Source organism: Mycobacterium sp. KBS0706 (assembly GCF_005938675.2).
Lineage (GTDB): Bacteria > Pseudomonadota > Alphaproteobacteria > DSM-16000 > Inquilinaceae > Inquilinus.
Genome location: NZ_VCCH02000016.1, coordinates 83413 through 102250, shown reverse-complemented (window position 1 = coordinate 102250; position 18838 = coordinate 83413). Strand labels below are relative to the sequence as shown.

Sequence of the window (18838 nt, the reverse complement as noted above, 5' to 3'; positions counted from 1 at the left end):
GCCCGTTATGTGTCCTCGGCTGGCAGCCGTCTCGGTGGCCGCTCCGAACGGATGGCCGCCCCTCGGAACGACCCATCCTAACCATGGATCGGAGTGCTTTCCTAGCCGCATATGCGAGGGTGGGCGACGGGGCCGGCCGGGCATGGTCCCGGCCGGTTCAAGCCGCGGCGGCGGCCCGTTCCAGGAACTCGTCCGGGCCGTCGACCTCGATCAGCCGGCGGTTGCGGATCTCCAGGTAGCGCGTGCCGATGCCGCGCAGCATCCGGCGGTCGTGGGTGACGAAGACGCAGGTCGTGTCGTCGCGCGACAGCAGGTCCTCCAGCCGCTCCCGCCCGGCGATGTCCAGGTGGTTGGTCGGCTCGTCCAGCAGGTAGATGTTGGGCTGGCGCAGCCGTAGCAGCAGGAAGGTGACGCGCAGCTGCTCGCCGTAGCTGAGATTGGCGATCGGCGTCGCCTGCTTCTCGATCGGGATGCCGATATTGTGCAGCTCGCGCACCAGCTCGGCGTCGCGCAGGGTTGAGGCCGCCTGCAGCGCCCGGTTCACCGGCATCTGCCGCGGCAGGTCGGACAGGTGCTGGTCGAGATAGCCCGGCCGCAGCTGCGGGTTGGCGGTGATCGACTGGCCCAGCGGCGCGTTGCCTGCCACGGCCCGGGTGATCGCCGCCATCAGGTCGCGGATCAGGTGCGACTTGCCGGTGCCGTTCAGGCCCAGGATCGCGATGCGGTCGCCGCGGTGGATGAACTCCTGCTCAATGCGCAGCAGCTCGCGCCCGGTCTCGGTGCGCACGACATGGTCCTTCAGCCGCACCAGCGTGGCGCGCTGCACCTTGCTGCTGTCGAGGTTGATGTCCCGCCGGGCCTCGCGATGCGCCACCGTCGCCTCCGCCCGGCGCTGCTCGGCGCGGGACGCCACCGCCTTGGCGCGCTGGGCCATGCCGGGGTTGTGGCCCTTCAGATTGGCCCACAGCATCAGCCGCTTGGCGGCGCGCTCCAGCCGCTCGACCTCCTTCTCGTCGCGCTCGGCCTGCTGCAGCGCCGCCAGGTCCTCGCGGATCAGCTCCTGTCGCGCTTGCGAGAACGATGTGCCGTAGGTCCGCACCCGATCGCCGCGCAGGATGATGGTGCGGGCGGTGACCCGGTCCAGGAACTCGCGGTCATGCGACACCAGGATGAAGGGCAGGCGCAGATGCTCGGTCAGCCAGCGCTCCAGCCGCATCACCTTGCCGACGTCAAGATGGTTGGTCGGTTCGTCCAGGATCAGCAGATCCGGGTCGGCCAGCGTCGCCCGCGCCACCAGCAGCAGCCGCTGCCAGCCGCCGGACAGCTCGGCGACCTTCTGCTGGTGCCACTGCTCGGGCTCGATCCCCAGCTCGTCCAGCACCATGTCGGCGCGCCAGGACTGGTCGTCCCGCGCCGCCTCGGGCAGGGCCGTCACCATTGCCTCGTGCAGGGTCAGGGGCAGCAACCCGGCCGGCACCGCCTGCGGCACATGGCCGACCAGGAGGCCGCGCCGCCGCGCGACGCGGCCGCGGTCCAGCTCGATCTCGCCGAGCAGCGCCTGGATCAGCGTCGACTTGCCGCTGCCGTTGTCGCCGACGAGGCCGATCCGGTCGTCGGGCTGGACGGTGAAGCTGGCATCCTGGAACAGCGCCCGGCCGCCGATCTTGAGGGTGATGGCTTCGGCCTGGAGGAGCATGATGGGACTCGGGACTGCGGCGATCGCACGGGGGAGCGTATCAGATGCCCGAGCGGAACCAGACGAAAGATCGTGACCCGAAGGACGCGGCCGACGAGGCCAGGCGCCGGAAAGAAGCGGAGCGCTGGAAGGAGGAGAACGCCGAGGCGATCCGGAGCTACAATGAGCGGGTCGAGCGGGAAGGGCTGATTTTCGCCAAGTACCGTCGATTCTGATCGGGTCGATCTCGCTCACCGAGCAGAAGGCTGATCGAGTGCAGGCTTGTGATGCGCATCGTGAATGCGCATATTATGGTTATGACGATGATCGACGAAGGGCGCGCCCCACGCCGCGCAACCAACCTGACCCTCTCGGCAGAGGCGACCCGGCGGGCCAAGGAATACGGCCTCAATATCTCCAGGATTGCCGAAGACGCTATCGTCGAGGCTGTGCGCCGTCATGAGGGCGAGCTCTGGAAGCAGCGGAACGCCGAGGCGATCAAGAGCCACAACGAATGGGTCGAGCAGCACGGGCTGACCCTGGAATCGCTGCGACTCTTCTGATGCGGTTCGATGTGCATCGCGTGAGCAGGCTTGGCGGCAGGCTGGTGCTGAACGTGCAGTCGGAGTTCCACGACCATCTCGCCACACGGGTCGTGGTTCCGCTGATCCCGCTATCTGCCTACCAAGGCGGGCAGCAAGAACGGCTGGAGCCGATCCTCTCGATCGACGGCCAGAGATACTTTCTGCAGACGACGCATGTGGGGGCGGTTCGAGCTTCCGAACTGGGTAGTCCCATCGCCTCTCTGGCCGACCAGCACTCGGCGATCGTCGACGCCCTGGACTTCCTGTTCCAGGGCTTCTGACTACCCCTCGAACACCTCGTCCCAGGCCTCGCGCAGGGCCAGGTCGACATCCGCCATGGTCACCGGCAGACCGAGATCGACCAGCGAAGTGACGCCGTATTGCGCCAGGCCGCAGGGCACGATGCCGGCGAAATGCGACAGGTCGGGATCGACGTTCAGCGCCACGCCGTGGAAGGTCACCCAGTGCCGGATCCGCACGCCGATCGCGGCGATCTTCTTCTCGACTCCGTCGCGTTCGACCCAGATACCGACCCGGCCCTCGCGCCGCTCGCCCTTCACCTGGAACCGCGCCAAAGCGCGGATCAGCCACTCCTCCAGGGAATGCACATAGGCGCGGACATCCGGGTTGCGCCGCTTCAGGTCGACCATGACGTAGCCGACCCGCTGCCCCGGCCCGTGATAGGTGTACTGGCCGCCGCGGCCGGTGCGGTGGACCGGGAAGCGGTCGGGCGTCAGCAGGTCGGTGTCCTGGGCGCTGGTGCCGGCTGTGTAGAGCGGCGAATGCTCCAGGAGCCACACCAACTCCGGCGCAGTGCCGGCGCGAATCGCCGCGACCCGAGCCTCCATCGCCGCCAGCGCCTCGGGATAGGGCACGGCGCCGTCGTCGATGCGCCAGTCGGGCCCGGACCGGTCCGGACCGCCCGGAACCGCGGTTTCGGCGAGGATGGAAGACGGAATCGCGATCATCTCATCGGGCTGCTTGATCGGGCGCATCCGATCTGCTAATCCCCCCGCACCTCGGAAGGCAAGCCCCTCGTGGGCGCGCCTGCCGTGCGGTCGTGGCGGAATTGGTAGACGCGCAGCGTTGAGGTCGCTGTGGGCTAACCCCCGTGGAAGTTCGAGTCTTCTCGACCGCACCATTCTTCGCAAGGCCCGCCCTCACCGGCGGGCCTTTCGCATTTCGCGGCCCTTCCGCCCGGGCGGAACGCTGCCTATAACGGCTCGACCCGTAACGCTGTCCCGGATCCCGTGATGTCCAGCGATCTGCGCGAAGCCGCGCTCGACTACCACCGTCTCCCGACACCCGGAAAGATCGCGGTGGCGCCGACCAAGCCGCTGGCGACGCAGCGCGACCTGGCGCTGGCCTATTCCCCGGGCGTCGCCGCGGCCTGCGAGGCGATCGTCGCCGACCCGCAGGAGGCATCGCGCGTCACCAGCCGGGCCAACCTCGTCGCCGTCATCACCAACGGCACCGCGGTCCTCGGCCTCGGCAACATCGGCCCCTTGGCGTCCAAGCCGGTGATGGAGGGCAAGGGCGTCCTGTTCAAGAAGTTCGCCGGCATCGACGTCTTCGACATCGAGGTCAACGAGACCGACCCGGACAAGCTGGTCGACATCATCGTGGCGCTGGAGCCGACCTTCGGTGGCATCAACCTCGAGGACATCAAGGCGCCGGAGTGCTTCGAGGTCGAATCGAAGGCCCGGGCCCGGATGAAGATCCCGGTCTTCCACGACGATCAGCACGGCACCGCCATCATCGTCGCCGCCGCCATCACCAACGGGCTGCGCGTCGTCGGCAAGGACCTGAAATCGGTCAAGCTGGTCACCTCCGGCGCCGGCGCCGCGGCGCTGGCCTGCCTCGACCTCCTGGTCGACATGGGGCTGCCGATCGAGAACATCTGGGTCACCGACATCGCCGGCGTGGTCTGGGACGGCCGCAACGAGCTGATGGACCCGCGCAAGCAGCGCTACGCCCGCAAGACCGAGGCCCGGACCCTGGCCGAGGTGATCGGCGACGCCGACATCTTCCTCGGCCTGTCGGCGCCGCGGGTGCTGACCGCCGAGATGGTCAAGCGCATGGCCGACCGGCCGATCATCATGGCGCTGGCCAACCCGACGCCGGAGATCATGCCGGAGGAGGTCAAGGCCATCCGCCCCGACGCGGTGATGGCGACCGGGCGGTCGGATTATCCGAACCAGGTCAACAACGTCCTGTGCTTCCCCTTCATCTTCCGCGGCGCGCTCGATGTCGGCGCCACCGCGATCAACGAGGCGATGAAGATCGCCGCGGTGCAGGCCATCGCCGACCTGGCGATGCAGGAGGGGTCGGACATCGTCGCCACCGCCTATGGCGACCAGCAGCTCAGCTTCGGCCCCGAATACCTGATCCCGAAGCCGTTCGACCCGCGGCTGATCATCAAGATCGCGCCGGCAGTGGCCAAGGCGGCGATGGATTCCGGCGTCGCCACCCGGCCGATCACCGATTTCGCCGCCTATACCGGCAAGCTGGAGGAATTCGTGTTCCGCTCCGGCCTGGTGATGCGGCCGGTGTTCACCCTGGCGAAGGCCGAGCCCAAGCGCGTCGTCTATGCCGAGGGCGAGGACGAGCGGGTGCTGCGCGCGGTCCAGATCGTGCTCGACGACCAGCTGGCCAAGCCGATCCTGATCGGCCGCCGCGGCGTGGTCGAGCGCCGGATCGAGAAGCTCGGCCTGCGGCTGAAGCTCGACCGCGACGTCGAGCTTGTCGATCCCGAGAGCGACCCTCGCTACACCGAATACTGGCGCCTCTACCACCAGCTGCTGGCCCGGCGTGGGGTCTCGCCCGACGTCGCCCGCACCGTGGTGCGCACCAACTCGACCGTGATCGCGGCGCTGATGGTGCAGAAGCAGGAGGCCGACGCCATGGTCTGCGGCAGCTACGGCCCGTACCGGCCGCATCTGCGCGACGTCCTCAGCGTCATCGGCCTGGCGCCGGGGGTGACCACCCCGGCCGCGCTCAGCGCCCTGGTGCTGCCGCGCGGCACCTTCTTCCTGGCCGACACCTACATCACCCCGGACCCGACGCCGGAGCAGATCGCCGAGACCACGCTCTTGGCGGCGGAGGAGGTGCGGCGCCTCGGCATCGTGCCGAAGGTGGCGCTGCTGTCGCATTCCAACTTCGGCACCATGGACGGGCCGTCGCCGGTGAAGATGCGCCACGCCTTGTCGCTGATCCGCGAGCAGGCGCCGGACCTCGAGGTCGAGGGCGAGATGCATGCCGACGCCGCGCTGTCCGAGGAGGTGCGCCAGCGGATCTTCCCGGACAGCAAGCTGACCGGCAGCGCCAACCTCCTGGTGCTGCCCTCGCTCGACGCCGCCAACATCGCCTTCAACATGCTGAAGGTGCTGGGCGAGGCGATCTCGATCGGCCCGATGCTGCTCGGCGTCGCCCGGCCGGCGCATATCGTCACCCCGTCGGTGACGGTGCGCGGCCTGGTCAACGTCACCGCGATCGCCACGGTTGACGCGCAGCTGGCGGGGGCGGTCTGCCCGATCGACGCCCATGCCCGGCAGGCGTCGCACGTGGCGCTCGAAGCCCTGTCGGTGTGAGGTGACGGCGGCGCCCGACGGCCAGACTGCGGACGCCCAGGAATACGGCCTGCCGCCCGGCTTCGTGCAGGAGATCGAGCAGGCGCTCGACGACCATCGCCTCGCCGAGGTGGAGGAGCGGCTGGCGCCGCTCCACTCCGCCGACCTGGCGACGCTGCTCGAGGCGCTGCATCCGGACGACCGGCGCGTCGTCGTCGGCCTGATCCGGATTCAGCTGACCACCGACGCCGAGGCGCTGGCGTGGCTGAATGAGGACGTCCGTCAGGAGGTCCTGGATCTGCTCGGGCCGCAGGATGTCGCGGCGGCGCTGCAGGAGCTCGATTCCGACGACGCGCTGGCCCTGATCGAGACTCTCGACGAGGGTGAGCGCGACGCGGTCCTGGCCAACATCCCGGCCGAGGAGCGGCGGGTCCTGCTCGAAGGGCTGGACTTCCCGGAATACTCCGCCGGCCGGCTGATGCAGCGCGAGCTGGTGTCGGTGCCGGATTACTGGACCGTCGGCAAGACCATCGACTGGCTGCGCACCGCCGAGGACCTGCCGGACGAGTTCTACAGCCTGTTCCTGGTCGATCTGCACGGCAACCCCCGCGGCCAGCTGCCGCTGTCGCGCTTCCTGCGCGGCCGGCGCCCGGCGAAGCTGGCCGAGCTGGAACTGGAGGACATCCATCCCATTCCGGCCGAGATGGACCAGGAGGAGGTGGCGCTGCTGTTCCGGCGCTACGGCATGGTCTCGGCGCCGGTGGTCGACCAGAACGGCAAGCTGCTCGGCGTCATCACCCTGGACGATGTGGTCGACGTCATCGACGAGGAGGCGGAATCCGACATCTTCCGCCTCGGCGGCATCGGCGAGCAGAGCGACCTCTACCGCGACGTCGCCGCCACCACCCGCTCGCGCTTCTCCTGGCTGTTCGTCAATCTGCTGACCGCGGTCCTGGCCTCGTCGGTGATCGGCCTGTTCGAGGACGTGATCAGCCAGGTGGTGGCGCTGGCGGTGCTGATGCCGATCGTCGCCTCGATGGGCGGCAATGCCGGCACCCAGACCCTGACCGTCGCGGTGCGGGCGCTGGCGATGCGCGAGCTGACCGACAGCAACGCCGTCCGCATCCTGTGGAAGGAGGTGCTGGTCGGCGTGATCAACGGCCTGCTCTTCGCCGCGATCGCCGGTGGCGTGGTGTGGCTGTGGTTCGGGGATCCGCGGCTGGCGCTGGTGATCGGCGCGGCCATGATCATCAACCTGCTGGCCGCCGCCTTCTCGGGCACCGTGATCCCGCTGGCGATGCAGCGCTTCGGGATCGATCCGGCGGTGTCCAGCGCCGTGTTCCTGACCACCGTCACCGACGTGGTCGGCTTCTTCGCCTTCCTCGGCCTGGCCGCGCTGGTCCTGCTCTGACACGGCCCATCCCGTCGCGCCGCTATCCGGCCGGCGACGGGATGGGCCGGCCGTCTCAGGCGGTGCCGGAGCTCTTCGCCTCGGCGGCGGCGGTGATCACGTTGCGGGCGATGTTGACCGCCGGGACCTTCAGGTTCTGGCCGCCGGGAACGCCGCGGGTCAGCCGCTCGACGACCTCCTCGATCTTCTCGACCGGGATCGCCTCGACGCCCGGCAGCATCGCCACCACGGCCGCCAGCCCGACCACCTGGCCGAAGCGCAGGTCGCTCGCCACCGCCAGCTTCTTCAGGGCCTCGCGCAGATCGGCTTCGCTGATACCTGTGGATTCCACGCTCAATATATCCTCCCTCACCGGTTCTAGTGCCGCTGCGCAAGTGCAGTGCATATCCCGGCATGAATACTCAGGGTTGTAAGAGGCGATCCCGGCTGCTGTCCAGCCGTTCTCACGGAACGCGATGATTCTACCCCGCCCGTCGCGGCAATGCGACCATCGCCTCGCGACTCGGCTCGGCCCGGTCGGCGAATCGCGGACCTGCCGGCCCTGGCAGGTCGACCCGGTCGCCGGTCCGTCATTCTCCACCCGGGACAAGCAATGCCGCAGCCGCGCCATGCGGCGGCAGGTCGCGGCAAGGCCGCGCCGATCGCCGCTGCGGATCCGCCGACCGGGAATTTCCCGCCGTTTCCTGCGGCTTTGCATCGGGGCGGGCGCCGTTCCGGGAACCGCCGGCACGATTCGAGACGGAGCGCATCCGTTCGATCCTGTCGGACCAAAAGGCTTTTTTCCGCAGCAGACGGTCTCTCATGAAGTTTCACAGGAAATAATATTATTAAATCAAATAATTAAATGTCCCTACTAAAGAAATGATAAAACCTATCTTAGAGATGGAGCTTATGCAGGTTCAAATTCATCGGTCTATTTCGTCATTGAGAAGTAAAAAACGGGAATTTCCATGGACAGCTCTATCGTTTTTTGCCTGAATGCCGGCTGGCTAGCCCTGTGGGCGGCGGCCGGGCTGTCGGCTTGGCGAGAGTTTCTTGGAGGAGGAAATCATGGGTCTTCTTGACGGCCTGCTCGGAGATGACGGATTGCTCGGCGGTTTGCTGGGCAATGACGGTCTCCTCGGCGGCCTGCTTGGCAGCGACGGCCTTCTGGGCGGGCTGCTTGGTGATGACGGTCTGCTCGGGAATCTTCTGGGCGACGACTCCCTCAGCGGCGTGATCGGCACGGTGAAGAGCGTCCTGGGCTCCCTGGACGGCCTGGTGTTCGGCGGCACTGATGCCGACGGCCTGCTCGGCGGCGTCTTTACCCTGGTCGACGGCCTGCTCGATGGCCTGCTCGGCGGCGTGCTCCCCGGCGACCTGGCCGGCGGCCTGCTCGGTTCGGTCGAGGATCTGCTGAGCGGCATCCTGCAGGGCGATCTGCTGGGCGGCACCGCCGGTGGCGTGCTCGAGGCGGTGAGCGGCCTGCTCGGCGGCATTCTCAGCGGCGATGTGCTCGGCGGCGTGCTGAACGCCGATCTCGGCAGCGTCGTCGGCGGTCTGGTTGAGACCGTCCAGGGCCTGCTCGGCGGCATTCTCAGCGGCGATCTGCTCGGCGGCGACCTGCTGGGCGGCGATGTGCTCGGTGGCGTGCTCGGCACGGTCGGCGACCTGCTGAACGGCCTGCTCGGTGGCGATCTGCTCGGTGGCGACCTGCTTGGCGGTCTCCTCGGCGGCGACCTGCTCGGCGGCCTGCTCAGCACGGTGAACGACCTGCTTGGCGGCATCCTGGGCGGCGACCTGCTGGGTGGCGACCTGCTGGGCGGCGATCTGCTCGGCGGCGTAGTCGGTCTGGTCCAGGGCCTGCTGGGCGGCGTGCTCGGCGGCGGCGACCTGCTCGGCGGCCTGCTGGGCGGCATCGCGGGCGGCGACGACTTGCTCGGCGGCCTGATCGGGTCGGTCGAGGGCGTCGTCGGCGGCGTGCTCGGCGGCGACCTGCTGGGCGGCGACCTGCTCGGCGGCCTGCTCGGCTCGGTCGGCGATCTGCTGAACGGCCTGCTGGGCGGCGATCTGCTCGGCGGCGTCGGTGGCGGCATCCTCGACGGCGACCTGCTGGGCGGTCTGCTCGGCACGGTGACCGACCTGCTCAACGGCGTGCTCGGCGGCGACCTGCTGGGCGGCGACCTGCTCGGCAGCATCACCGGCGTACTGGGCGACCTGCTGGGCGGGGACCTGCTGGGCGGCGTGCTCAGCGGCGACCTGCTGGGCGGCGTCGTCGGCACGGTCGAGAACCTGCTCGGCGGCCTGCTGGGCGGCGACCTGCTGGGCGGCGATTTGCTGGGCGGCGTGCTCGGTACGGTCACCGGCCTGCTCGACGGCCTGCTCGGCGGCGACGTCCTGGGCGGGACCCTCGGCGGCCTCGACCTCGGCAATCTCGGCGGCGCGGTCGAGGGCATCCTCGGCGGCGTGCTGGCGACGGTCGAGGGCGTGGTCGGCGGCCTGCTGGGCGGCGACGGCCTCGGCGGCATCATCGACCTCGACGGCATCCTGGGCAGCCTGCTCGGCGGCGGCGTCGGTCTCGAGCAGGCGCTCGACACCATCCTGTCCTCGCTCGGCGATGCGGTGTTCAGCATCGATGTCAGCGGCCTGACCAATGTCGGCCCGCTCAGCGTCGTCAGCGGTCTGCTCGGCTCCGTCCTGAACGTTGTTGCCCTGGGCTCCAACTCCCTGGCCAACATTGCCGGCGACGCGGTCGGTTCGGCCGACACCGTCAACGGCACCGCCAATGCCGACATCCTGAACGGCTATCTCGGCAACGACATCATCCATGGTGGCGCCGGTGCCGACCGCGTCAGTGGCGGCACGGGCAGCGACCTGCTCTGGGGCGATGCCGGCAACGACGTCATCACTGGTGGCCTCGGCAACGACCAGCTCTCCGGCGGCGCCGGTGCCGATATCATGATCGGTGGCATCGGCAACGACGTCTACTATGTCGAGAACTATGGGGATCGGGTCCAGGAACTGGCGAATGGCGGCACCGATCAGGTGTTCTCGTCCATCGACTACGGCTTGACCGACAATACCGAGATCCTGACGCTCCTGGGCACGGCCAGGAATGGGCTCGGCAACGCGTTGAACAACCGCCTGATCGGCAACGAGTCCGTCAACGGCCTCAGCGGCGGGGCGGGTAACGACACCCTCGAAGGCAAGGGGGGCAATGACGTCCTCGACGGCAATTCGGGGACCGACACCCTGATCGGTGGCGCGGGCGCGGACACCTTCCGGTTCCAGTCGATCGCACAGAGCGTGGTCGGCGCGGGCCGGGACGTGATCACCGACTTCAGCCATGCCCAGGGCGACAAGATCGACCTGCACTTCATCGACGCCAGCACCAAGGCGGCCGGTGACCAGGCCTTCACCTTCATCGGTGGGGCCAACTTCACCGGTGTGGCCGGGCAGTTGCACTTCCAGGGCGGGATCCTCAGCGGCGACGTCAATGGCGACGGCCATGCCGACTTCGAGGTCCAGGTCAAGGGTGCTGCCACCCTGGTGATCGGCGACTTCGTGCTCTGATCGGCTTCGGCCGGTCGGGGGGATCGGCCCGGACGCCTGGCCCACGGGCGTCCGGGACCCCGATCCAGCAGCAAGCACAGCCTCGCGGCGCTTAGGCACCGCGAGGTTTTTCTTTTGGGGCGCGGGCTGCGCTACAGTGCCGGGAAACACCGCCACCGGGAGCGACGCCCATGATCCCCAATGAGCCGCAAGGCCTCGACTTCATGCTCGGCGATACCGCCGACATGCTGCGCGATTCGGTGCGCGGCTTCGCCGTGGCGGAGATCGTGCCGCGCGCCGCCGATATCGACCGCGACAACCAGTTCCCGATGGACCTGTGGCGCAAGATGGGCGACCTCGGCGTCCTCGGCGTCACGGTCGATGAGGAGTACGGCGGCGCCGGCATGGGCTATCTCGAGCACATGGTGGTGATGGAGGAGATCTCCCGCGCTTCTGCCTCGGTCGGCCTGTCCTACGGCGCCCATTCCAACCTCTGCGTCAACCAGATCCGGCTGAACGGCACCGAGGATCAGAAGCGCCGCTACCTGCCGAAGCTGGTGGCGGGCGAGCATGTCGGCGCCCTGGCGATGTCCGAGCCGGGCGCCGGCTCCGACGTCGTCGGCATGAAGCTCAAGGCCGAGAAACAGGGCGACCGCTACGTCCTCAACGGCACCAAGATGTGGATCACCAACGGCCCCGACGCCGACACGCTGGTGGTCTACGCCAAGACGGATCCCGCGGCCGGCCCACGCGGCATCACCGCCTTCCTGGTCGAGAAAGGATTCCAGGGCTTCTCGACCGCGCAGAAGCTCGACAAGCTCGGCATGCGCGGCTCCAACACCTGCGAGCTAGTGTTCCAGGATTGCGAGGTGCCGGAGGAGAACGTGCTCGGCCGGGTCGGCGAGGGCGTGCGCGTGCTGATGAGCGGCCTCGACTATGAGCGCGCGGTGCTGGCCGGAGGGCCGCTCGGCATCATGCAGGCCTGCCTCGACATCGTCCTGCCCTATGTCCGCGACCGGCATCAGTTCGGCCGGCCGATCGGCGAATTCCAGCTGATGCAGGGCAAGGTCGCCGACATGTATGTCGCCCTCAACGCCAGCCGCGCCTATGTCTACGCCGTCGGCCGGGCGTGCGACCGGGGCCGGGTGACGCGGCAGGACGCGGCCGGCGCCATCCTCTACGCCGCCGAGAAGGCGACCTGGATGGCGCTGCAGGCGATCCAGGCACTCGGCGGCAATGGCTACATCAACGACTTCGCCACCGGCCGCCTGCTGCGCGACGCCAAGCTCTACGAGATCGGCGCCGGCACCTCGGAGGTCCGCCGCATGCTGATCGGCCGCGAGGTGATCGGGCTGAAGGGGTAGGGCGGCCGCCCCGGATGTGACAGGTCAGGGCTGGCGGAGACCCCGGGCAGGACCGGGGTGAAGTCGCCGCCGGCGGCAGGCCGGATGGCGCTGAAGACATGTGGGCCCGCTGACGGCGGCGCCCGCTGGGCCCTGAGCCGCCAGCGATATCCGGCCGGCCCTTCCTCACCCTCGGGTCGAGCCCGAGGCGGGCCCCGGGGCCAGAGCTGCAGCCTCTTGTCGGTACAGCCCGTGCAACTCAAGTTCACATGCGCGCCGACCTTCGCCCCAAGCCAAGCCGGTCTGCAGCGCCGCGCATGATGATTTCCACAAAATTTCCGATATCGGGAATATTCCGATTTGAAATTTCAGTGGTTTTAGTACGATATCTTGATCATGGGGCTGCAGTAAGCCTTCGGAATTATTCTCATGGAGGCTAAATCTTAGCATTCAATGAGATGGTCTTACCGAAATCTTAAAGATTTTGTCTTTGATCTGAAATATCCCGGTGGCCGCAGGTGGGATATCCAAGGCGTCTGCCGAAGCTGTCGATGCGCCATTCCCCAAGGCGGCTATGGCGGCACCGAAGAGCCGGTCCAGGCGTGGGAGAGATGTATGCGCGTAGACATGATTGCCCATTTGGCTTCGGGCCGAGATTGCAGCTGCAAGCGCGGCCGCCGTCCGCACCGCGGTCCGGTCCGGCGGTCCCATCCTGTCCTCTTCTGCGGCCTGACCGGAGCGGTGCAGCGGCCGGGCGCATCGGCACGGTCCAGGGGCCGGCCAGCCGGCTGCTGAACCTCGTCGTCGCAGATGGCGCGTTGGTCCGCGATAGGGCCGCGCCGTCGTCAAAACCTCTCCGACACTTGATTGAAGGCGCTCAAAAGATGGCGACATCGGTCGACAGGCTCTCGGCGTGGTTGTCCCAGCTCTGTGGGACAAGACAGATACGCCCCGCTGACGATCTCGAAGCCCAGCTGGGCAGCACCGGGCCCGAGCCGGAAGCGAATGCGATCGAGCTCCAGTGGATCTCGCGAACGGACCTCGCACCGATCAGCGCGGTCGAGTGGAGCAACGAGGTCGAGAACGGTTGCACCGTTGGTCGGCTTGACGAGGCCCGACGGGTGTTGGCCGGCTCCGTCCATGGCCTGCCCGTCGTGATTGAACGGGCCCGGAATGGCGAGATGCAGCTGCTCACATCGACCTTCGAGCCTGGAGAAAAGGTCCTGTCCGCCGGCAGCGACGGAGCGTTCATTCCGGACAGGCTTGACCCGAAAGGCACGGAATCCCTGCCGAACGACGGTCCCTATGAAGTCTATGATGGAACCTACGGCGGTCGACTGGTCGAGGTGCTGCGGAGGCCCGGCTCGGACAGCTTCCGGATCAGAGAGGTCGAGCGCGACGACAGCGGCGCGGTGACGCGGGTGAAGCCCGGGGCCATCGTCAAGCCGGCCCGGGAGGGGAGCGCGGAATTCGTCGACTGGGCGATCAGGTTGCCGGACGCCTCGTCCGAACTCGCCCCCGCGATCGCGTTCTCGAACAAGGACCAGCCCAACACGATCACGAAGGCGAAAGCGACGACCGGAAGCCCGGTCAAGGAGTTTCCGAAGAGCGGCCTCGTCGAGATCGGCAAGGACGATGACCGCAAGTTCTACATTCCGGTTTTCGTCCGGACGCAGAAGGTCGAGAACACCGCAGGGGGGACCCGCATTCAGGACAACCCGGCGGAAATGGTGCACGCCGAGTATCGCCCTTCGATGCCGGGAGTTTGGGGGGAAGGCACGCTGGTCTTGCAAAGGACGCCGGCTTCCAAGGATCAGACCGACGGACCGGCTGTGAAATACGACGCCCACAATGGCCGCTGGGTGTCGCCCGCCGAGCACAGGAAGGCCGTGGACGAGTTCGTCCACGCCACGATGGTCGCCATCGACCAGGGCATCACCATCTGCTTCAAGCAAGAGATGGACGGCGCCCTCGCGCTGCAGTTGGAGAGCTTCAGGAGCCAGGTCCGGGATCTTGCCCGTCAGGCCATCGCCAACGAGATCACGGAAGCCAAGTTCCAGGAAGGCATATCCAAGATCCTCTCCGACATCGGCAAGAAGGGCGAGGACAGCAAGTACAGGGACAGGGCGGATTCTCAGATCAGCTGGACGCGAGCGTCCCAGGTGGTCACGCCGCTGATCACCCTCACGATGGGCGCCGTCGGAATGTATCTGATCGAGCGGTACAGAGCCGCGAATCTCGCCGGAACTCCGTAGGATACTCGATAAGGCCGCGAATTTCCTCGAGCCGCCTGGGGCTCGATCGATGTCATCCACTGCATCACGCTTCTCTGCGGCAGGCTGGGCGGCGCCGCCGCAAAGGTGGCAGGCCGAGAAGTTCGATCAGCGCGAAGGGTGGCACCAGCGGCGCCGGGGAGGCGATCCCGAGGGCCGCTGGTGTGACCAGGCTCGCGGCGAGGAAGGCCGGCCTTGCGACATCGAAGGTGAATGCCTCGGGACGACAGCGGCCGGCCGCCGGTCGGCCTATTTGTCGTAGGTGGTCAGGGTGGCGCCGGTGTCGCCGACCGCGACCACCACCAGCTTCGCCGGTTCGGTCGTGCTCGCGTTCTCGCTGATGCCGTGGGCGGAGCCGGGCTGCTCGACCCAGAACTGGCCGGCCTTGAACACCTCGGTCGGGCCGCCATTGACCTGCGACCGGATGGCGCCCGACACGACATAGGCGAACAGGGTCGCCGAGGCGTGGTGGTGATGCGCCGGCGAGGCGCCGCCGGGCGCGTAGTCGACCGTCAGCGCCGTCATCGACTTGCCCGGGATGTTGGCCAGCGTCTGCTCCATCAGCGGCGCGACGGCGTCGCCCTGTCCCGCCACTGCCGCCGTCCAGGCCTGGCCGCCGGCGAAGCCGAGGGCCCCGGCCAGGACCGCTGCGGCGACGATCTTCCTGGAAACGAAAGTCATGTCCGTTCTCCATCTCGGCGGCCGATCCGATCCGGGGCCGCTCCGGAGACAGGACGATGCAGCCGCCGCGGATGTGACGGCCGCAAGAACGCTGGCGCCGCCCTGTTGCGCCCCGCGCCGGTTTCTGCACACTTGACTGGCTGGTCAGAAAATCAAGAACCAAGGGGGCTTTCATGCAGGGACGTTGGAATCGCCGGGCGCTGCTCGGCGCGGCGGTGGCGATGGTCGGGGCCGCGGCGCTGCCGCAGGCCCGCGCGGCGGACAAGCTGGCGGTGGCGGCGGTCTACACCGTGCCGGTCGAGCAGCAATGGGTCAGCCGCCTCCACAAGGCGCTGAAGGCGGCGCAGGACCGCGGCGAGATCGACTACGTCTATTCCGAGAACACGTCGAACACCGATTATGAGCGCGTCATGCGCGAATATGCCGAGGCCGGCAAGAAGCTGATCATCGGCGAGGCCTTCGGGGTCGAGCGCGGCGCCCGGGCGGTGGCCAAGGACTATCCCGACACCGCCTTCCTGATGGGCTCCAGCCTGCCGCCGGCCGAGCCGAACTTCTCGGTCTTCGACAACTATATCCAGGACGCCTCCTACCTCACCGGCATGGTCGCCGGGCTGAAGACCAAGTCCAACACCATCGGCATGGTCGGCGGCTACCCGATCCCGGAGGTCAACCGGCTGATGCACGCCTTCATGGCCGGGGCGCTGGAGGTCAACCCGCAGGTCAAGTTCTCGATAACCTTCATCGGCTCCTGGTACGACCCGCCCAAGGCCAAGGAGGCGGCCTTCGCCATGATCGATGCCGGCGCGGACGTGCTGTATGCCGAGCGCTACGGCGTCTCCGACGCCGCCAAGGAGCGCAAGGTGCTGGCCGTCGGCAACGTCATCGACACCCAGTCGGAATATCCCGGCACGGTGGTGGCCAGCGCGCTGTGGCACATGGAGCCGACCATCGACCGCGCCCTCAAGGCGGTGGCCGGCGGCAGCTTCAAGGCCGAGGATTACGGCCCCTACAGCGCCATGAAGGCGGGCGGCGCCACGCTGGCCCCGCTCGATCCCAGGCTGGTCGACCAGGCGATCATCGACAAGGTGGCCGCCCGGCAGAAGGAGATCGAAAGCGGGGCCGTCACGGTCAAGGTCGACGACAGCGAGCCGAAGCCGACGCTGTGACGCTGCCGTCCGATCTAACGAATGCCGCGCAGGGCACGCCGTCCCTGCGCCTGCGCGGCATCACCAAGCGCTTCGGCGCGCTGCTCGCCAATGACGGCATCGACCTCGATCTCGCCCGCGGCGAGGTGCTGGCGCTGCTCGGCGAGAACGGCGCCGGCAAGACCACGCTGATGAGCATCCTGTTCGGCCATTACGTCGCCGATGCCGGGACAGTGGAGGTGGCGGGGCCGGGCGGCGCGCTGCAGCCGCTGCGCCCGGGTTCGCCCCAGGCGGCGCTGGCGGCCGGCATCGGCATGGTGCACCAGCACTTCGCCCTGGCCGACAATCTCAGCGTCTTCGACAACATCGTGCTCGGCTCGCAGCCGCTGTGGCGCCCGGCGCTGCGGCGGCGCGCGGCGCGGGCGAAGCTGGCGGCGCTGGCCGAGGCTTCGGGCCTCACCGTGCCGCTCGACGCCATGGTCTCCGGCCTCTCGGTCGGCGAGCGGCAGCGGGTCGAGATCCTGAAGGCGCTGTACCGCGACGCCCGGATCCTGATCCTGGACGAGCCGACGGCGGTGCTGACCCCGCAGGAGGCCGAGGGGCTGTTCGCGGTGCTGCGCCGGCTGGCGGGGCAGGGGCTCGGCATCGTCTTCATCTCGCACAAGCTGGCCGAGGTGCTGGCGATCAGCCGCCGCGTCGTGGTGCTGCGCGCCGGACGGGTGGCGGCGGAGATGGCGACCGCCGGGGTCGACCGCGCCGCCCTGGCCGAGGCGATGGTCGGCCGCGCCGTCCCGGAGACGCGCAAGCGCCCGGCCTCACCCGGCGTGGCGGTGCTGGCGCTGGACGGCGTCACCCTGCGCGGCCCCGGTGGCCGGACGCTGCTCGACGGCGTGTCGCTGGAACTCCGCGGCGGCGAGGTGCTCGGCATCGCCGGCGTCTCCGGCAACGGCCAGGCGGCACTGGCGGAACTGGTCTCGGGCGTTGCCCGGCCCGATTCCGGCCGGGTCACCCTGTTCGACCGCCCGGCGCCGGTCGGGTCGCCCGCGGCGATGGTCGCGGCCGGGGTCGGCCGCATCCCGGAGGACCGCCACCGCGACGGCGTGGTCGGCGACATGGCGGTGTGGGAGACGCTGGCGCTGGAGGATTATCGCGGCCGCCAGGCACAGCGCTGGGCACTGATGCGCCGGGCCGCCCTGCGCGACCGGGCGCGGCGGCTGATCGGCGCCTATGACGTGCGCGGCCCGGGGCCGGAGGCGCGCACCCGGCTGCTCTCCGGCGGCAACATCCAGAAGCTGATCCTCGGCCGGGTGCTGGAGCGGTCGCCCGGCCTGGTCCTGGCCTGCCAGCCGACCCGCGGCCTCGATGTCGGCGCGGTGGCGGAGATCCACGGCCGGCTGCTGGCCGCGCGCGACCGCGGCGCCGGGGTGCTGCTGGTCTCGGAGGATCTCGACGAGCTGTTCGCCCTGTCCGACCGCATCGCCGTGATGTATCGCGGCCGCCTCACCCCGCCCTGGCCGGCGGAGCAGCTGACCATCCGCGCCCTTGGTCTGATGATGGCGGGGCAGGAGCCGGCCGATGCGGCTTGAGCCGCGCGAGCGCGCCTCGCCGCTGCTGATGCTCGGCGCCTCGGCCGGCGCCGCCCTGCTGGCGCTGCTGCTCTGCGCCATCCCGCTGCTGTGGGCCGGCGCGCCGGTGCTCGAGGCTTATGGCGTGATGATCCAGGGCGCCTTCGGTTCCCGCTTCGCCATCGCCGAGACCCTGTCCCGCGCCACGCCGCTGATGCTGACCGGCCTGGCCGCCACCGTCGCCTTCCGGGCAAAGCTGTGGAACATCGGGGCGGAGGGGCAGCTCTATCTCGGCGCCCTGGCGGCGACGGCGCTCGGCTCCGGCGCGCTCGACTGGCCGGCCTGGGCGCTGCTGCCGCTGATCCTCGCCGTCGGCGCGCTGGCCGGGGGCTTGTGGATGCTGGGCCCGACCCTGCTCAAGACCCGGTTCGGCGTCGACGAGGTGGTGACGACGCTGCTGCTCAACTTCGTCGTGCTGCTGTTCGTCTCGATGATGCTGGAAGGGCCGATGAAGGACCCGCTGGGCATGGGCTGGCCGCAATCGGCGCCCATCCTCGACGCCGCGGCGCTGCCGAAGCTGATCCCGCGCACCCGTGTGCATGCCGGGCTGGTCATCGCCGTCGTGGCCGCCGTCCTGGTCTGGCTGATGCTGGCGCGCACCACCTGGGGCTTCGAGATGCGGGCCACCGGCGCCAACCCCTCTGCGGCGCGCTTCGCCGGAATGCCGGTCGGCCGGGTGATGCTGCGCGTCGGCCTGATCTCCGGCGCCCTGGCCGGGCTGGCCGGGGTGGGGGAGGTGGCGGGGCTGAAGGGCTACCTGACCCAGGACCTCTCGCCTGGCTACGGCTATGCCGGCATCGTCGTCGCCATGCTGGCGCAGCTGCATGCGCTGGGCGTGCTGCTGGCGGCGCTGTTCGTGGCCGCGGTCTTTGTCGGCGCCGACAGCATGAGCCGAGCGATCGGCGTCTCCAGCTACATCGCCAACCTCGTGGTCGCCACCTCGCTGCTGACGGTGCTGCTCTCCGGCATCGTCCTGCGCTACCGGGTAAGGTGGCGATGAG

Annotated in this window: 15 protein-coding genes and 1 tRNA gene; 12 read left to right on the top strand and 4 right to left on the bottom strand. The window is 68.8% G+C overall.

Annotated elements, in window-relative coordinates; translation table 11 throughout:
• Positions 1-157: 157 nt before the first annotated feature.
• Positions 158-1696: an ABC-F family ATP-binding cassette domain-containing protein gene (locus FFK22_RS11450; RefSeq protein WP_138888486.1), complete on the bottom strand. Its 1539-nt coding sequence runs from the start codon at positions 1694-1696 to the stop codon at positions 158-160.
• A 44-nt stretch (positions 1697-1740) separates the two neighbouring features.
• Here FFK22_RS11450 and FFK22_RS11445 point away from each other — a divergent pair, with 44 nt between their 5' ends.
• The 3 genes from FFK22_RS11445 to FFK22_RS11435 are packed head-to-tail and all read left to right on the top strand — an operon-like array spanning position 1741 to position 2540.
• The gene (locus tag FFK22_RS11445; protein WP_138888487.1) at positions 1741-1911 is read left to right on the top strand and encodes a type II toxin-antitoxin system CcdA family antitoxin; all 171 of its coding nucleotides are present in this window, start codon (positions 1741-1743) and stop codon (positions 1909-1911) included.
• Between the two features lie 51 nt (positions 1912-1962).
• Positions 1963-2238: a type II toxin-antitoxin system CcdA family antitoxin gene (locus tag FFK22_RS11440; RefSeq protein ID WP_221938532.1), complete on the top strand. Its 276-nt coding sequence runs from the start codon at positions 1963-1965 to the stop codon at positions 2236-2238.
• Entirely contained in the window at positions 2238-2540 is a 303-nt protein-coding gene (locus FFK22_RS11435) for a CcdB family protein (RefSeq protein WP_186002417.1), read from the top strand. The genes FFK22_RS11440 and FFK22_RS11435 overlap by 1 nt, the downstream gene beginning before the upstream one ends.
• Here the strand turns inward: FFK22_RS11435 and lipB are convergent, their stop codons facing one another.
• Entirely contained in the window at positions 2541-3254 is a 714-nt protein-coding gene (lipB, locus tag FFK22_RS11430) for a lipoyl(octanoyl) transferase LipB (protein WP_221938531.1), read from the bottom strand.
• Between the two features lie 59 nt (positions 3255-3313).
• Here lipB and FFK22_RS11425 point away from each other — a divergent pair.
• The 3 genes from FFK22_RS11425 (at position 3314) to mgtE (ending at position 7239) form a co-directional block, all read left to right on the top strand.
• Positions 3314-3400: transfer RNA gene (locus FFK22_RS11425), tRNA-Leu, on the top strand.
• A 112-nt stretch (positions 3401-3512) separates the two neighbouring features.
• Positions 3513-5849: an NADP-dependent malic enzyme gene (locus FFK22_RS11420; RefSeq protein WP_138888489.1), complete on the top strand. Its 2337-nt coding sequence runs from the start codon at positions 3513-3515 to the stop codon at positions 5847-5849.
• A 1-nt stretch (position 5850) separates the two neighbouring features.
• Positions 5851-7239 (top strand): magnesium transporter, encoded by a 1389-nt coding sequence (mgtE, locus tag FFK22_RS11415; RefSeq protein WP_221938530.1) that lies wholly within the window; start codon positions 5851-5853, stop codon positions 7237-7239.
• A 55-nt stretch (positions 7240-7294) separates the two neighbouring features.
• On the opposite strand, the gene FFK22_RS11410 is transcribed toward mgtE, so the two are convergent.
• Positions 7295-7570, bottom strand: a complete 276-nt coding sequence (locus tag FFK22_RS11410; RefSeq protein WP_138888491.1) for a hypothetical protein — start codon at positions 7568-7570, stop codon at positions 7295-7297.
• Positions 7571-8289: 719 nt separating this feature from the next.
• Here FFK22_RS11410 and FFK22_RS42850 point away from each other — a divergent pair.
• The 3 genes from FFK22_RS42850 to FFK22_RS11390 all read left to right on the top strand — a co-directional run bounded on the left by FFK22_RS42850 (position 8290) and on the right by FFK22_RS11390 (position 14368).
• The gene (locus tag FFK22_RS42850) at positions 8290-10791 is read left to right on the top strand and encodes a calcium-binding protein (protein ID WP_186002416.1); all 2502 of its coding nucleotides are present in this window, start codon (positions 8290-8292) and stop codon (positions 10789-10791) included.
• Between the two features lie 170 nt (positions 10792-10961).
• A complete protein-coding gene (locus tag FFK22_RS11395) occupies positions 10962-12134 on the top strand; it encodes an isovaleryl-CoA dehydrogenase (protein WP_138888492.1) in 1173 nt (390 codons plus the stop codon).
• A gap of 863 nt (positions 12135-12997) precedes the next feature.
• Positions 12998-14368, top strand: a complete 1371-nt coding sequence (locus FFK22_RS11390) for a hypothetical protein (protein WP_138888493.1) — start codon at positions 12998-13000, stop codon at positions 14366-14368.
• A gap of 267 nt (positions 14369-14635) precedes the next feature.
• On the opposite strand, the gene FFK22_RS44405 is transcribed toward FFK22_RS11390, so the two are convergent.
• Entirely contained in the window at positions 14636-15067 is a 432-nt protein-coding gene (locus tag FFK22_RS44405; protein WP_138888494.1) for a cupin domain-containing protein, read from the bottom strand.
• Positions 15068-15240: 173 nt separating this feature from the next.
• On the opposite strand from FFK22_RS44405, the gene FFK22_RS11380 reads away from it, so the two are divergent.
• The 3 genes from FFK22_RS11380 to FFK22_RS11370 are packed head-to-tail and all read left to right on the top strand — an operon-like array spanning position 15241 to position 18837.
• The gene (locus FFK22_RS11380) at positions 15241-16233 is read left to right on the top strand and encodes a BMP family protein (protein WP_138888495.1); all 993 of its coding nucleotides are present in this window, start codon (positions 15241-15243) and stop codon (positions 16231-16233) included.
• Positions 16230-17798, top strand: coding sequence for an ABC transporter ATP-binding protein (locus FFK22_RS11375; RefSeq protein WP_221938529.1), 1569 nt, complete (start codon positions 16230-16232; stop codon positions 17796-17798). The genes FFK22_RS11380 and FFK22_RS11375 overlap by 4 nt, the downstream gene beginning before the upstream one ends.
• A complete protein-coding gene (locus tag FFK22_RS11370) occupies positions 17788-18837 on the top strand; it encodes an ABC transporter permease (RefSeq protein WP_138888496.1) in 1050 nt (349 codons plus the stop codon). The genes FFK22_RS11375 and FFK22_RS11370 overlap by 11 nt, the downstream gene beginning before the upstream one ends.
• Position 18838 lies beyond the last annotated feature (1 nt).